Raw genomic sequence first — 14,923 nt, 5'->3', positions numbered from 1 at the left:
CAAGCAAGAGAAAACACGTGGGTGGCCGGGACAACCCCGGCCACGACAAAATCAACTCTTTCGCCCCATTTCCTTGGCAGCCTGTCCGAACATGTTCCTGCGCGCCTGTTCATCGAACGGCTCCTTGACGAATTTGCCGAGCGCGAGACCGGCCTGCACCTGCGGCCGCGCCCGGACTTCGGCGTACCAGCGCTTGACGTTGGGATAATCGTCCAGCGTAAAGCCCTGCGCCTTGTGCGTCATGGTCCATGGAAAGCAAGCGATATCGGCAATCGAATAATCGCCGGCGACGTAAGCCCCGGTCCTGCCGAGTTGGCTGTCGAGAACGCGATACAGCCGGGCCGCTTCGTCGCGGTAGCGCTCGATCGCATACGGAATCTTCTCCTGCGCGTAGAGCGCGAAATGGCCGTGCTGACCGAGCATGGGACCGAGTCCGCCCATCTGCCACATCAGCCATTGCATCACGACTGAGCGCGCGCGCATCTCCTTCGGTAGAAAACATCCGGTCTTATCTGCGAGGTAGATCAGAATTGCGCCGGTCTCGAATATCGAAAAAGGCGGACCGCTATCGGCAGGCGCGCGATCCACAATGGCCGGTATGCGGTTGTTTGGGCTGATCGCAAGAAAATCCGGCTTGAACTGCTCGCCCGCCCGGATGTTGACCGGGATCACGGTATAGGGAAGGCCGAGCTCTTCCAGCATGATCGAAATCTTCCAGCCGTTCGGCGTCGGCGCATAATAGAGGTCGATCATGAGATTTTCGTCATTTTGATCGGGCCATCCTAGAACAGAGTTTGAGGTGCTTGAAGTCTATAGGTCCGCGTGGTTAGCCCAATACAAGCCGTACCACGACGACTTTTGTGGTCCTGTACGCCGCCCGCGAGACATGGCAGATAGGCCTCAATTCACCAAACCCCGAGGACACGCTGATGCTTTTTCCGACCACGATCGCCGGCTCGCTGCCCAAGCCGGAATGGCTGGCCGAGCCCAACACGCTGTGGGCGCCCTGGAAGTCCAAGGGGGATGAGCTGGCCCGGGCCAAGCGGGACGCCACCATGCTTGCCGTCAAGCTGCAGGAAGACGCGGGCATCGATATCGTCACCGAGGGCGAGCAGGCGCGGCAGCATTTCGTTCATGGCTTTCTGGAGAAGATCGACGGCATCGATTTCGCCCATAAGGTCGAGATGGGAATCCGCAAGGATCGCTATAAGGCAATGGTGCCCCAGGTCGTGGCACCGCTCAGGTTGAAGGGGCGCGTCCATGCCGACGAGGTGCGCGTCGCCCGGACCCACACCAAGCGCAAGCTGAAGTTCACCTTGCCCGGCCCGATGACGATTATCGACACCATCGCCGATAAATATTACGGCGATCGCGTCAAGATGGCCTTCGCTTTTGCCGATCTGCTCAATGAAGAAGCCAAGGCGTTGCAGGATGACGGCGTCGATGTCGTTCAATTCGATGAGCCCGCGTTTAACGTCTACATGGATGAGGTCAGCGACTGGGGCATCCGTGCGCTGGAACGCGCTGCCGAAGGCCTAACCTGCGCGACCGCGGTGCACATCTGTTACGGCTACGGCATAAAGGCCAATACTGACTGGAAGCAGACGCTCGGCAGCGAATGGCGGCAATATGAGGATATTTTTCCGGCGATCGCCAAAAGTCCAATCCAGCAGGTTGCAATAGAGTGTCGCAATTCGCGCGTGCCGCTGGATTTGCTTGGGCTGCTCAAGGGCAAGGTAGTTCAGGCCGGTGTCATCGATGTCGCCAGTGACAGCATCGAGACCGCCGAGGAGGTCGCGAAAGTGATCGACGACGTCTCGAAATTCGTGCCGAAGAGCAACATTGTCGCCACAACCAACTGCGGCATGGCGCCGATGCGTCGTGATATCGCCGAGGCGAAGCTGATTGCGCTCGGCGCCGGCGCCGCACTGGCGCGGCAGCGGCTCGGCTAGATGCTTGGCTTGGCCAAACTTGCCGGCGCGTCGATTGCCGCGTCGCTGGTTCTGATATCGTTGGCGGCGCGGGCCGATGGCCGCGAAGAACTCATTGCTTGTCAGGCCGTGATCGATCACGCGGCACGATCTCCGCAGAACTCGGGTGCGGCAAGCTCGGCGCAGAACGACGCGAAATTGCAACGATGCCGCCAGATCGTCCGTGACTGGACGCTGCGCGATTCTCGGATGAGCGTCGACGAACAGGGCCGAGCGCTGCGCTAACTCTGACCAGGCCGGCGGTGCGCAGTCGGATGCAAGACCGATCGATATCCCGCCGAGAGCGCCCGCAACGTCGAGGGCGGCGTCAGCAGCATGGCGCCTTCGAGCTTGCCGGGCGCCTCGCGGTAACCACCAGGCGACCACAGCAGCGGATGACCCTGCAGCATCAGATAGCTTTCGCTCCCCGCCTGCAGCATCGCCCCGTCAGGCAATTCTTTGAGCGGCATTGGAAGCTGATGCAGCCGCTTCTTGCCTGAAGACAGCCTTTCGACGTGAAGCACGGCGTCAATCTCGCGCGCGAGAATGTTGGTGACGCAATTGCCGTCTTGCCAGGCGATGCGAAAGCGGTTGGCGTCATCGCGGCGACAAAAGAAGCATGGACGGTGACCGGCCGCGAACGCGGTTGCCTCATCAAGAAAGAACAGCTCGGTCCAGCTTCGACCGCCCATGACATCGCGCCGGCGGCCCTTGAATTCGCATAGACAAGTGAGCCATGCACGGCTGGCCCATCGCCGAGTCAGGGTTTTAGTCTCGGGATCATGGATAATGCCGCGGTTGCCGGTGAACATCCCGCGATGCGGTGTGGCAATGATGTCGCCGGTTGGCGTGACTCGATTTTGGAGCGGCATCAGCACTCGACCGTTCGCCGAAATTATCATTGCGGGGACGATGCCCGCAAACTCGTCGATCAGGCCGCGCCGTCTCGGATCGGCGGCTGGAACGAGAGCGCGGTGTCCCATGGAAAGAAAATCCAGGTATCCTGCGAAACCTCGGTAATAAACGTATCGACCAGCGGGCGTCCCTTCGGCTTGGCGTAAACGGTCGCGAAATGCGCGTCCGGCAGCATGTCCCGCACCAACCGGGCCGTCCTGCCGGTATCGACGAGATCATCGACGATCAATAGCCCCTTGCCGGTGCCACCTCCGAGGCTCGCGGTGCTTCCTGATACGCCTTTCAGAACCTGCAGGTCGCCTTGTGTGGTGTGAGCGTAACTGGCCATGCAGACCGTATCGATCACGCGCACGCCGAGTTCGCGCGCGACAATCGCCGCCGGCACCAATCCGCCGCGTGTGATCGCGATCAGGGCATGAAACGGCCCCACAGCATTCAGCCGCCAGGTTAGCGCCCGGCAATCCCTGTGAAACTGGTCCCACGAGACCGGAAAGGCTTTGCCTGCCCGCTCCTGTGCGCTCAGTTCCGGATGCTCCGCCATCTCTATCTCTCCTGGATATCGTTGGATCGCGCGGTGGCCGTCGCGCGAGGATCCCGCTGCTCCGTTAGCGAGTCACCTTCAGTCCGGCCAGCATTTCCTTGACCGCATTCATCGCGGCATTGAGCTTTTCCGGATCACGCGAGCGAACCACTAGATTCGTGTTCGGCTTCTTGTCCTCGTCCATGAAGGGATAACTGCCGATGATGGTGTCGGGATGGGCATTGGCGATTTCGCGCAACGGCCCGCCGATATCGCCTTCGCGCGAGTTGGCGCGCACCGATTCCGACAGCATCCGGACACCCGATTTCAATTTCGGCGCGACGATGTCCATCATCGCCTGCATAATCGAGGGCACCCCGGCCATGACGATCACGTTGCCGATCTTGAAACCGGGCGCCAGAATAGTCGCGCTCTGGATCAGTTCGGCGCCCTCCGGAATGCGCGCCATCCGCAAGCGCGCCTCATTCAGCTCGCCCGCGCCCTGGAACCGCTCTTTGAAGCGCGCCACGACCTCCGGATGATGGTCGATCGGAACGCCGAAAGCCTTCGCGACGCTATCCGCCGTGATGTCATCATGGGTCGGCCCTATCCCACCCGTGGTAAAGACGTACGTGTAGCGGCTGCGCAACGCATCCAGCGCGGCGATGATATCCGCTTCATCGTCGGCGACGATGCGGACCTCCTTGAGGTCGATGCCGATATTTGTCAGGTATTCGGCGATAAAGCCGATATTCTTGTCCTTGGTCCGTCCGGACAGGATCTCGTCACCGATCACCAGAATGCCTGCCGTGACAATATCGCTCATGACCTCTCCTCGCCCGGATGGTGAGCCTGCACGGAGCAACTCATCCGGGTCACGCAAGATTGCCACCGAAACAAGCATGCGGCAGCCCGTTATGGAGGCAGCCCAGGACCTCACCGCCCTTATGCCCCGGGCAAATGCATATCGCGCTGGCCCGGCTCTTGCTACCATCCCTTTTCGTCATGCACCGTCCCCCATGGGTAGAAACAGCAGTTAGACCGTATGGCAGTTGCGTTCGATGAAATGAACGGACCCGGCGGCGAGGTCCGTCTCGCCTATCTTGAGCTCTCCCGCTGGCTGAAGGAGACGCCGCCCGACGCGCTGGAATATCGCCGCCATGAGGCGGAGCTGTTGTTCCGCCGCATCGGGATCACCTTTGCCGTCTATGGCGATGCCGAGGCCCAGGAACGGCTGATCCCCTTTGACGTCATCCCGCGGATTATGTCGGCAAAGGAGTGGGCGCTACTCGAGCGAGGGCTGAAACAGCGGGTGCGCGCGTTGAACATGTTCCTGCGCGACATCTACCACGGGCGCGATGTGCTGCGCGCCAATGTCATTCCGGAGGACCTGATCTTCCACAACCCGGTGTTCCGGCCGGAGATGAACGGGCACGACGTGCCGCACGACGTCTATGTCCACATTGCGGGGATCGACATCGTCCGTATCAATCCGGAAAATTTTTTCGTGCTTGAGGACAATGCTCGGGCGCCATCCGGCGTGTCTTACATGCTGGAAAACCGCGAAATCATGATGCGGCTTTTTCCCGACCTGTTCGCACGTCACCGCGTGGCGCCTGTGGAGAAATATCCGGACGAACTGCTGTCGGCGTTACGCTCGGTGGCGCCGCTTAGCGCCTCCGCCGAGCCGACCGTGGCGCTGCTGACGCCTGGGGTCTACAACTCTGCTTATTACGAGCATTCCTTCCTCGCCGACAAACTCGGAATCGAACTGGTTGAAGGCCGCGATCTCATCGTCAAGAACGACGAGGTGTTCATGCGGACCACCGAAGGGCTCAAACGCGTCGACGTCATCTATCGCCGTGTCGACGACGACTACCTCGACCCCCTCACCTTCCGCCCGGATTCGGCGCTTGGCGTGCCCGGATTGATGTCGGCCTATGCGGCCGGGAACGTCACGCTGGCCAACGCGGTCGGCACCGGTATCGCCGACGACAAGGCGGTTTATTCCTACATGCCCGAGATCGTGAAATTCTATCTCGGCGAAGAGCCAATTTTGAAAAACGTCCCGACCTGGCGCTGCCGGCACCCAAAGGACCTGGCCTATGTGCTCGATAATCTGGCCGAACTGGTCGTCAAGGAAGTGCACGGCTCCGGCGGATACGGCATGCTGATCGGTCCGGCTGCGACCAAAGCAACGCTCGAGGGCTTCCGCGACAAGCTCAAGCGTGACCCCGAAGGCTTTATCGCCCAGCCGACGCTGGCGCTATCGACGTGTCCGACCTGCACCCAAGCCGGTCTGGCTCCGCGGCATGTCGACCTCCGGCCCTTCGTGCTGACCGGAAGCAGCCATGTCACGGTGGTGCCGGGTGGGCTGACCCGCGTGGCGCTCGAGGAAGGCTCGCTGGTGGTCAATTCAAGCCAGGGCGGCGGCACCAAGGACACCTGGATACTGGACGAATAGGTCAGGACGAAAAGAGCAACATCCTAGCATGCTGTCGCGCACCGCCGAGAACCTGTACTGGCTGGCTCGCTATGTCGAACGTGCGGAATATCTGGCCCGCACCATCGAAGCGACGCTGCGCGTCACCGCGCTCCCCAACGCCTATGTCGGCAAGACCAACGAATGGGATTCGGCGCTGCTGACGGCAGGCGTCAGCGCAGCCTTCTATCAGCTCTATAGCGAAGCCAACGAGCACAACGTCGTCGAGTACCTTTCGTTCGCCCAGGAAAATCCATCCTCGATCCGCAATTGCATCGAGAATGCGCGACTGAATTCGCGTTCGGTGCGAACAGCCCTGACCAGCGAAATGTGGGACACCATCAATTCCGCCTGGATCGATCTTCAGCAGGTCTGGTGCAAAGGCACCAGGAGCCGTGAACAACTGACCAGCTTCCTGCGCTTCGTCCAGGAAACCTCGCTGCGGTTCGACGGCTCGGCTTATCGGACCATGCTACGCAATGACGCCTACTGGTTCTCACGGCTGGGCTTGCACCTGGAACGGGCGGACAACACCGCCCGCATTCTGGACGTCAAATATCATGTATTGCTGCCCGAGGATGAGCATGTCGGCGGACCGCTGGATTATTACCAATGGACGTCGATCCTGCGCTCGGTATCCGCACTGACCGCCTATCACTGGGTCTATCGTGAAACTCTCAAACCCTGGCTGATTGCGGATCTTCTTATCCTCAACGATTCACTGCCGCGATCTCTGGCAAGCTGCTACGGCAATCTGGTGCGCAATCTCGACCAGATCGGCGTCGCGTACGGCCGCCAGGGCGCGGCCCAGCGCCATGCCCGCGGCGTCCGCAATCGACTGGAACACAGCCAGATGGTCGATATCTTCCAGCACGGCGTCCATGAATTCATTCAGGAGTTCATTGTGGACAACTCGAGACTCGGCGAAATCATCACCAAGCAATATTTGATCTAAAGCCCCAGCCGTTCTGAGTGCCACCGGAAACCTCCTGTCATGCGCCTGCGGATTGCCCATAGAACCAGTTACAAATATCAACCACCGGCAACGGGGGTCATTCAGATCCTTCGCATGACGCCCGGCAGCCATGACGGGCAATATGTTGCCGAATGGCAGATCGATGTTTCCAGTGATTCACGGCTGCATGTGCATCAGGACGCGTTCGGCAACATGACTCATTTGCTGAGCGAGGGCCCCACCGCCGATCTCACCATCAACGTCGAAGGCCTGATCGAGACCCACGATACCGGCGGCGTACTGCGGGGAACCGACGAGCGTTTCCCGCCCAGCTTGTTCCTGAGGTCCACATCGCTGACTACAGTCAACCCGGCCATGGCGATGTTTTCACGCGAACTGCGGGTTGAATCCGAGGATGACGTGCTCGGATTCCTGCATGCGCTGATGGTGCAGATCAACGAGCATATGACCTTCGACGAAGACCCGACCAACAGCGGGACCTCGGCGCTGGAGGCGTTTGGATTGAAACGCGGCGTTTGCCAGGACTATGCGCACATTTTCATCGCCTGCGCCCGCGCCGCCGGCGTGCCGGCACGATTCGTTTCGGGCCATTTCCTGCGATCAGATGGCGTCGTGCACCAGCAGGCCGGTCACGCCTGGGCCGAGGCGTTTGTGCAGGACCTCGGCTGGGTCGGATTCGATCCGGCCAATGGCATCTGCACCACGGATGCGCATGCCCGTGTTGCGATCGGACTCGACTATCTCGGCGCGGCGCCGGTACGGGGCACGCGCTATGGCGGCGGCATGGAAACGCTTACCGTGGCTGTCAGGGTCGAACAGGCGGGCGGACGGCAGCACCAGTGGCAGTCGCAATAGAGCTTGGGTTAGCCAGTGCGGCTCACAGCGCCTGTACCTCGCCATTGGCCCACAGCTCGCGCAGCTTGAACTTCTGAATCTTGCCCGATCCAGTCAGCGGAAAAGCGTCGACGCAAAACCAGTGCTTCGGTGTCTTGTGGTGCGCGAGCGAGGCGCGCATGTACTCCGACAGTTCTTCCTTGTCGATTGCAGCGCCCGGCGCGGGCCGGATGAAGGCTGCGACCTCTTCGCCCCATTTCTCGTGAGGCAGCCCGATCACCGCGACCTCGCCCACACTTGGGTGTCGAAACAATCGCTCTTCGAGCTCGCGCGGATAGATATTCTCCCCGCCGCGGATGATCATGTCCTTGAGGCGGCCCTCGACCGTGCAATAGCCGCGCGCATCCATGGCGCAAAGGTCGCCGGTGTGCAGCCAGCCGTCGGAATCGATCGCAGCCTTTGTCGCCTCCTCCATTTCGAAATAGCCAATCATGATGTGATAGCCGCGCGTGCAGAATTCGCCGATTTCGCCGATGGCGGCGGTTTTCCCGGTCTCCGGATTGACGATCTTGGTTTCCATGTTGGGCAGCGGCAGACCGATCGTGCCGGCCTTATCCTCGATGGCGTCGTTGGTCATGGTCATCGCTGCGACTGGCGAGCATTCGGTTTGCCCGAACACGATGGTAAAGGGCGCGCCGAGCTTTTCCTCCAACGATCTGACGAGCGCGGTCGGAACCGTTGAACCGCCCGAACAGATCGCCTTTACCGACGAAAGATCGGTAGATGCGAATGAAGGATGTTCCAGCATCGCCACCAGCATCGTCGGAACGCCGACCATCGCGTTACCGCGGTAAGTCGTGAAAAGTTCGAGCACGAGGCCAGGATCGAACGCCTCCAGCAACACCTGTGTCGCTGCCTTGGACACGGCGCCGAGCACGCAGCACACGCAGCCGCCGGTGTGGAACAGCGGCATGGTGGTGATGAAGACGTCGCCGGGGTCGATTCCCATCCGCTCGGCGGTGTCGGCGCCATTGTTGACGAGACCGCGGTGATGCAGCAGCGCGCCTTTCGGAAAACCTGTCGTGCCCGATGTGTACTGGATCATCACCGGATCTGTCGATTTGACCGTGGGAAGCACGATCTTTCTGTCGTCTCCAGCCACGATGAAGCTTGCCCACTCGTCGAAGCAGATGATCTCACGCAGTTCCGGGCAGCGCGGCGCCACCTGGCGCGCGGTTTCCAGCATCGGATTTCCTCGAAACGAATTGACGACAAACACGCCGGCTGATCGGGATTGCTTCAGCACGTATTCGACTTCGGAGGTCCTGAAACCGGGATTAACGGTGACCAGAACCATCCCCGCCAGCCCCGCGCCAAACTCGAGCATGATCCATTCGGGGAGGTTATAGGCCCAGACCGCGATCCTCTCGCCAGGCCTGAAACGAGTGAGCAAGGCGCGCGCGGTTCGCTGCGCTTCGTTATAAAGTTCTGAATAGGTCCATTGACGCCGCAGCGTCGGGTCGGGCACGCCGGCAATCAGCGCAATTCGGTCTGGCGCCGATCTCGCCGCCAATCCCAGCAACTCGCCTAGCGTGATGTTGCGCACCGGTGGAGTGCTGGGTCCCGCCAAATAAGATTCTGTCAAAACCATAACCGTCCCCCAATGCCCGGGTGTCGGCGTCAAGTCTGTCCGGTCCCAAGCTAGCGCATTCGGATCGTTTCGTTGAACCCGCGCCAACAAAATTTCTTGTTTTCAATCGGTGTATCTGAGACCGAATTTTCCGATTTGTCACCGGGGATATTGCTCCCTTGCGGGAGGTGCCACGCCTGCAGCCAAAGACGTTGGTGCTTGACATCGGTCGGCGCTGCCCGTGTGATGGGCATCAAGAATAATCAAGAAACGCGATCCACAATTTCCAGGGAGGGTTTGATGCTGGTGGGTAAGGCTGCCCGCGTGCTCGGCGGGCTGTTTGCTGCGGTCGCGGTGTTGGGACTGGCGGTTTCCGCCCAGGCCGAGGACAAGAAAATCAAGATCGGCGTCATCTTCGACCTGACGGGTCCGCTTGCGGGCGGCGGTTCGGAGCTCGAATACATGGGCGCCAAAATCATGCTCGACCAATTCAGCAAAACCGGCGTCGAAGGCTACAAGATCGAGACGGTCTACGCGGATGCACAGAGTAAGCCCGACGTGGCGATCAATGAGTCGGTCCGCCTTCTCGAGCAGGAAAAAGTGGACATGCTGCTGGGCTTCTTTTCGTCCGCGCAGTGCGTGCCGGTCGCAGCTCGCGTTGAGCAGTTGAAGAAGTTCATGTGGATGACCACCTGCATTTCTTCGGGCGTGTTCGAAAACAAAAACTACAAATATGTGTTCCGGCCGCAGGCGAGCGGCGACCAATTCGGTCTCATGACCATGGACTTCATCGCCCAGAACGCGAAGTCCAAGTTCGCAAAAGAGCCAAAGGACCTGCGCGTCGCCATTATCCACGAGGACGGCGCCTATGGTGTCGACGTGGCGAAGGGCAACGTCGCTGGCGCTAAGAAGGCGGGATTCAATCTGGTGCTGAAAGAAGGCTATTCGGCCACAGCGCCTGACCTGTCCGCACTTGTCACCAAGTTGAAGCGCGCCCAACCCGATGTCGTCTTCCACACCGGCTACAATCCGGACATTACGCTGCTGTTGCGGCAAGCTCGCGAACAAGGGTTGAAGTTCGGCGCGCTGGTGGGCCATGGCGCGGGCTACGGCGTCTACGAGAAGCTGAAGGAAGGTCTCGGCACCGACGTCAACTACATCTTCAATACGGACCCGATCTCAATCTGGCTGGCTAACCAGAAGACAATGGATCCGAAGCTGGCACCCATCATCAAGACCGTTGGCGAGGAATTCGACAAGCTCAAGCCGGGGGTTGCCATCCGATCCGCTCATGTCGGTATTGCCGCCTCGAACACGTACGTATTCCTGGCCGACGTGCTGCCGCGCGCGATCAAGAAATACGGCGGCGTTGATCCCGATTCGCTGCGCAAGGCTGCTGTCGAGACCGACCTTCCCGAAGGCGGGACGATGCTTGGCTTTGGCGTCAAATTCCACGCCGAAGGCACGCCGATGTCCGGGCAGAATGAACGATCATTCCCGGTCGTCATCCAGTACGTCGACGACAAGTCGTATGTGGTTTGGCCGAAGAGCCAGGCGCAGCGCGAGGCCGTGCTGCCGCTGCCGGCAGGCACGACCTATAGCTACAAGTAGCCGATTCCTGGAGCCTCTCGCTTCTGAAATCATCGGAAGTGAAGCTCCAGTCTTTTCTTTGACGCGCTTGTCCTGACGCGAGGCCTGTCCTCGCTCGATGAAGGCTCTACCCCAGGGAAGGGATCGTCTTGCTGGTAGTCGAGGGGCTGGTAAAGCGATTTGGCGGTTTCACCGCCGTCAACAACGTCTCGTTTCGGGTTGCTCGGGGTGAGATTCTCGGCCTGATCGGGCCGAACGGTTCGGGCAAGAGCACGATCTTCAACATGCTTTCCGGCACCTTCCGGCCTTCGGCGGGATCGATGAAATTCGCAGGCGACGAGATTTCCGGTCTCGCGCCTCATCGGATCATCAATCGCGGCATCGGCCGCACGTTCCAGATCCCGCGCCCTTTTCGTCGGCTCACGATATTCGAGAACGTCGCGCTCGCCGGCTACTTTGGCCAAGGCCGGCACAGCCGCTCAAAGGCGGAGGACGCAGCCGAACGCGCGCTGGCGATGGTTGGGCTGCCCACCGATCGCGCGGCGGAAGTAGATGGGCTTGGCGCGGCCGGCTTGAAGAAACTGGAGCTGGCAAAGGCGCTGGCAACTGGGCCGAAGCTGCTGCTCGCCGACGAGAGCCTCGGCGGGCTCGATGAAACCGAGATGGACCAGGCCGCCGACATGCTGCGAAAAATTCGTGACGAGCTCGGCGTTACCATCATCTGGGTCGAGCACATCATGGGCGTGCTGATGCGCGTGGTTGATCGCGTGATGGTGCTGGATCACGGCGAGAAGATTTCCGAGGGCCTGCCGAGCCAGGTATCGAGCGACCCTCGCGTGGTCGAAGTCTATCTCGGCACCGACGCCGACGCGACGCAAGCGATCGCTGCGAAAGCGCGTCGGTAGGCGGTGCACGCATGCTTGAATTGAACTCAATCGATGCGGGCTACGGAACGTTCCAGGCGCTGTTCGGCGTCAGCCTTGACGTAGGGGCAGGCGAAGCTGTCGGCGTGATCGGCCCCAACGGCGCCGGCAAAACCACCTTGATGCGGGTGATCTCCGGCCTGATCCGGCCACGCGCGGGCAAGGTTGCCATGGAAGGCGTCGATGTTCTGAAAACGCCGGAGCATCGCATCGTCAGTCTCGGCATCGCGCACGTGCCGGAGAACCGCCGCTTGTTTCCCCGGCTCAGCGTGGAAGACAATTTGAAGATGGGCGCCTTTATGCCCGAAGCACGCGCCCGCTACGCCGAGCGGCTGGCATTTGTGTTCGATCTGTTTCCCCGCATGCGAGAGCGCCGCCACCAGCTTGCCGGAACGATGTCCGGCGGCGAGCAACAGATGTGTGCCATCGGCCGCGCGCTGATGTCCGATCCGAAATTGCTGCTGCTGGACGAACCCTCGGCCGGACTAGCGCCTGTTGTCGTGCAGCAGGTGTTCGAACTGGTGAAGCGGATACGCAGCAGCGGGCTGACCGTGCTGATCGTCGAGCAGAATGTGCAGCAGGTCTTGCGCGTGGTCGATCGTGCCTACCTGCTGGAAGCCGGCACCATACGCGCTACCGGCAAATCGAGCGAGATGCTGGCCGATGACACGATCCGGCAAGCGTATCTTGGAGTCTAGGTGAAGCGATGACGGATATTTTCGACATCTACCTGCTGGAGGCGATGGTCAACGGCATCCTGCTCGGTGGCGTGCTGGCACTGCTTGCCCTTGGATTGAACCTGATTTTCGGCGTGATCGACGTGACGTGGATCTGTTACGCCGAACTCGTGATGATCGGCATGTACGGCATGTACTATCTGGTCCAGTACTTTGGGCTGCCATATTACGCGGCGGCCCCGATCACGATCCTCTTGGTGGCGTTGCTTGGCGCGCTGTTGCATCTATTGGTTATCGCTCCCCTGCTCTCGGCGCCGCCGATCAACCAGCTTCTCGCCACGGGTGGCGTGCTGTTCATCCTGCAGAGCGTCGCGACGGTTGCGTTCGGCATTGATTTTCGCAACCTCGGCATCCGTCTGCCGGTGCTGCAATTCGCCGATATGCACTTCAGCTATTCCCGTCTGCTGGCTTTTGCAGCCGCGCTGGTCGGGATGGTACTGGTATATCTGTTCATGACGCGAACCTATGTTGGCACCGCGATCCGGGCGATTTCGCAGGATCGACAAATCATGGCCTTGATGGGGGTCGACACTCGCCGGATCTATCTCATCACGTCGGCCCTCGGCGGGGCGCTTGCCGGCCTCGCCTCGTGCCTGCTGGTCCTGCAGTATGACGTGCATCCGTTTGTCGGACTTTCATTCGGCCCGATCACTTTCCTGATTTGCGTGCTGGGTGGCCTGGGTAATTTTCTCGGCGGCTTCGTAGCCGCGTTTGTGTTCGCGGAAATCATCTCGCTCGGCGGCCTGTTCTCCGATCTCGAGTGGGGCTATGTGCTGGCATTCGCCTTCTTCATTATCATGATGTTCATCAAGCCTGCCGGGCTGCTCGCGAGGCGCTCGTGACGGTGCGTCAGCTTGGGCCCTGGATTGTCGGCGCGGCGCTGATCGCGCTGCCGTTCGTGTATCGCGAACCATATCACCTGCATCTCGTGATCCTCATCCTGATCTGGTCGTTTGCGTACACGTCGTGGTCGATGATGGGCCGCTTCGGTCTGGTTTCACTGGGGCACGGCGGGTTCATGGGCGTCGGCGCGTATGTGACGGCGCTACTATGGAATCATCTGGGAGTTTCACCCTGGCTCGGTATTCCCGTCGCGATGTTTGCAGCCGCGATGCTGGCCATTGTCGTCGGATATCCCTGCTTTCGCTTCCGTATCAGAGGGCATTACTTCGTGCTCGTGACGCTGGCTCTGTCCGGCATCGTGCTGCAGGTGATAACCGCGACACGCGACTATACCGGTGGATCGCTCGGCTATACCCCGGAGCGCGCCAGGGGCAGTCATTTGCTGGCGCTGCAGTTCGATGACAAACTCACCTGGTATCTGATTGCGCTTGGGGTCTGGGCGGCAGGACTGGCAATCTGGCAATGGACAGACCGCAGCATGGATCGCTATGCGCTGGAAGCGATCTCTGAGGACGAGGACGCGGCCGCTGCGGTCGGCGTCAATGTGACCTGGGAGAAGCTGAAGATTACCGTGATCAGCGCGCTGATGACCTCGCTCGCCGGTGCGCTCTACTGTCAGTACCAGATGTTCATCTCACCGGACACGGTCAGTGGAATTTCGGTGTCGCTGCAGATGGTTTTCGCCGTCATCGTCGGTGGCCTCTACGTGTCGCTGGGGCCGACGATCGGGGCGATCATCACCATCCTGTTGGCTGAGATATTGCGTATCGGTTTCGGCACCGGAGCTGTGGGCTGGGACAACCTTGTTTATGGCGTGCTGCTGGTGGTGTTCATTATCTTTCTTCCCGAGGGGATTCTGGGCAGCATTCTTGAAAAACTGAAGCCGCAAGCCAAGCGCTGGCAAGACAAGGGCTAGGCCACGGCGCGAAAACCGCCGCTATGTGCTGACAAACACGAGCAACGTGCCATTTGCGTCATGGGGCGGCACGCAAACCGCGCCGCCGCTGCGGACCGCAACATTGCCGGCAGCGCTTTCCGCGGCGCTGAGGCTGGATGTGGCAAGCACCAGACCCGCACCAGCGCGATCCGGCAATCCCGCCAGCGAAACGCCGGGATATCGCCGACCCAGATCGTCCCTTGTGATGAAGATGAAGTCGGCGCGACCTGAACCGGACGGCACTGCGACAGCACCGTCCATTTCTGCCTTGACGGCTTGGTCGATCAATCGACCGAGATGCGCGGCATCTTTCGCCGGCTCTGGCGAAACCACCAGCACCTGCCGAAGCCGCTGCGCCCCGTTGGCGTGATTCATCAGGTCGGGAATCCAAACGGCCTCGCGCGTTTTGTGCTGGCACGCGAAGATACGAAGCCCGGCGGGAGCTTCCTCGATAGGCCACTGGAAAATCCTGAACTTCGCCGCCGCGGCGCTGCCGTCCGGCATCG

General features: G+C 60.5%; 15 protein-coding genes and 1 pseudogene. 10 read left to right on the top strand and 6 right to left on the bottom strand.

Going from position 1 to position 14,923, the window contains the following annotated elements; genetic code table 11:
• Positions 1 to 51 precede the first annotated feature (51 nt).
• Entirely contained in the window at positions 52 to 753 is a 702-nt protein-coding gene (locus tag VJV58_RS14930; protein WP_324138138.1) for a glutathione binding-like protein, read from the bottom strand.
• A gap of 176 nt (positions 754 to 929) precedes the next feature.
• Here VJV58_RS14930 and VJV58_RS14925 point away from each other — a divergent pair, with 176 nt between their 5' ends.
• Positions 930 to 1,952: a methionine synthase gene (locus tag VJV58_RS14925; protein ID WP_324138137.1), complete on the top strand. Its 1,023-nt coding sequence runs from the start codon at positions 930 to 932 to the stop codon at positions 1,950 to 1,952.
• Positions 1,953 to 1,961: 9 nt separating this feature from the next.
• Positions 1,962 to 2,216, top strand: a complete 255-nt coding sequence (locus VJV58_RS14920) for a hypothetical protein (RefSeq protein ID WP_324138136.1) — start codon at positions 1,962 to 1,964, stop codon at positions 2,214 to 2,216.
• Here the strand turns inward: VJV58_RS14920 and VJV58_RS14915 are convergent.
• From VJV58_RS14915 to VJV58_RS14905, 3 genes are all read right to left on the bottom strand, one after another.
• Entirely contained in the window at positions 2,213 to 2,842 is a 630-nt protein-coding gene (locus tag VJV58_RS14915; RefSeq protein ID WP_324138156.1) for a hypothetical protein, read from the bottom strand. The two genes, VJV58_RS14920 and VJV58_RS14915, sit on opposite strands and share 4 nt — an antisense overlap.
• Positions 2,843 to 2,901: 59 nt before the next feature.
• A complete protein-coding gene (gene gpt / locus VJV58_RS14910; RefSeq protein WP_324138135.1) occupies positions 2,902 to 3,426 on the bottom strand; it encodes a xanthine phosphoribosyltransferase in 525 nt (174 codons plus the stop codon).
• A 64-nt stretch (positions 3,427 to 3,490) separates the two neighbouring features.
• Entirely contained in the window at positions 3,491 to 4,231 is a 741-nt protein-coding gene (locus tag VJV58_RS14905; protein ID WP_324138134.1) for a competence/damage-inducible protein A, read from the bottom strand.
• Between the two features lie 219 nt (positions 4,232 to 4,450).
• Here VJV58_RS14905 and VJV58_RS14900 point away from each other — a divergent pair, with 219 nt between their 5' ends.
• The 3 genes from VJV58_RS14900 to VJV58_RS14890 are packed head-to-tail and all read left to right on the top strand — an operon-like array spanning position 4,451 to position 7,718.
• Positions 4,451 to 5,869, top strand: a complete 1,419-nt coding sequence (locus tag VJV58_RS14900; RefSeq protein ID WP_324138133.1) for a circularly permuted type 2 ATP-grasp protein — start codon at positions 4,451 to 4,453, stop codon at positions 5,867 to 5,869.
• A 28-nt stretch (positions 5,870 to 5,897) separates the two neighbouring features.
• Positions 5,898 to 6,842, top strand: coding sequence for an alpha-E domain-containing protein (locus VJV58_RS14895; RefSeq protein WP_324138132.1), 945 nt, complete (start codon positions 5,898 to 5,900; stop codon positions 6,840 to 6,842).
• A 39-nt stretch (positions 6,843 to 6,881) separates the two neighbouring features.
• Positions 6,882 to 7,718, top strand: coding sequence for a transglutaminase family protein (locus tag VJV58_RS14890; protein WP_324138131.1), 837 nt, complete (start codon positions 6,882 to 6,884; stop codon positions 7,716 to 7,718).
• Positions 7,719 to 7,740: 22 nt separating this feature from the next.
• Here the strand turns inward: VJV58_RS14890 and VJV58_RS14885 are convergent, their stop codons facing one another.
• Positions 7,741 to 9,348: an AMP-binding protein gene (locus tag VJV58_RS14885; RefSeq protein WP_324138130.1), complete on the bottom strand. Its 1,608-nt coding sequence runs from the start codon at positions 9,346 to 9,348 to the stop codon at positions 7,741 to 7,743.
• Between the two features lie 279 nt (positions 9,349 to 9,627).
• On the opposite strand from VJV58_RS14885, the gene VJV58_RS14880 reads away from it, so the two are divergent.
• From VJV58_RS14880 to VJV58_RS14860, 5 genes are all read left to right on the top strand, one after another.
• Positions 9,628 to 10,938, top strand: a complete 1,311-nt coding sequence (locus VJV58_RS14880) for an ABC transporter substrate-binding protein (protein ID WP_324138129.1) — start codon at positions 9,628 to 9,630, stop codon at positions 10,936 to 10,938.
• A gap of 128 nt (positions 10,939 to 11,066) precedes the next feature.
• Complete coding sequence (locus tag VJV58_RS14875; protein ID WP_324138128.1) at positions 11,067 to 11,822, top strand: ABC transporter ATP-binding protein; 756 nt, start codon at positions 11,067 to 11,069, stop codon at positions 11,820 to 11,822.
• An 11-nt stretch (positions 11,823 to 11,833) separates the two neighbouring features.
• The gene (locus tag VJV58_RS14870) at positions 11,834 to 12,538 is read left to right on the top strand and encodes an ABC transporter ATP-binding protein (RefSeq protein ID WP_324138127.1); all 705 of its coding nucleotides are present in this window, start codon (positions 11,834 to 11,836) and stop codon (positions 12,536 to 12,538) included.
• Positions 12,539 to 12,546: 8 nt separating this feature from the next.
• On the top strand, positions 12,547 to 13,419 hold the full coding sequence (locus VJV58_RS14865; protein WP_324138126.1) for a branched-chain amino acid ABC transporter permease: 873 nt from the start codon (positions 12,547 to 12,549) through the stop codon (positions 13,417 to 13,419).
• Entirely contained in the window at positions 13,416 to 14,396 is a 981-nt protein-coding gene (locus VJV58_RS14860) for a branched-chain amino acid ABC transporter permease (protein ID WP_324138125.1), read from the top strand. The genes VJV58_RS14865 and VJV58_RS14860 overlap by 4 nt, the downstream gene beginning before the upstream one ends.
• Before the next feature lie 21 nt (positions 14,397 to 14,417).
• Here the strand turns inward: VJV58_RS14860 and VJV58_RS14855 are convergent.
• Positions 14,418 to 14,923: pseudogene (locus VJV58_RS14855) on the bottom strand (VOC family protein); the annotation flags it as partial.

The sequence above is a fragment of the Bradyrhizobium sp. genome, from assembly GCF_035273305.1.
In the GTDB taxonomy this organism is placed as follows: Bacteria; Pseudomonadota; Alphaproteobacteria; order Rhizobiales; family Xanthobacteraceae; genus Bradyrhizobium.
This window is presented reverse-complemented; position numbering and strand designations above follow the sequence as displayed.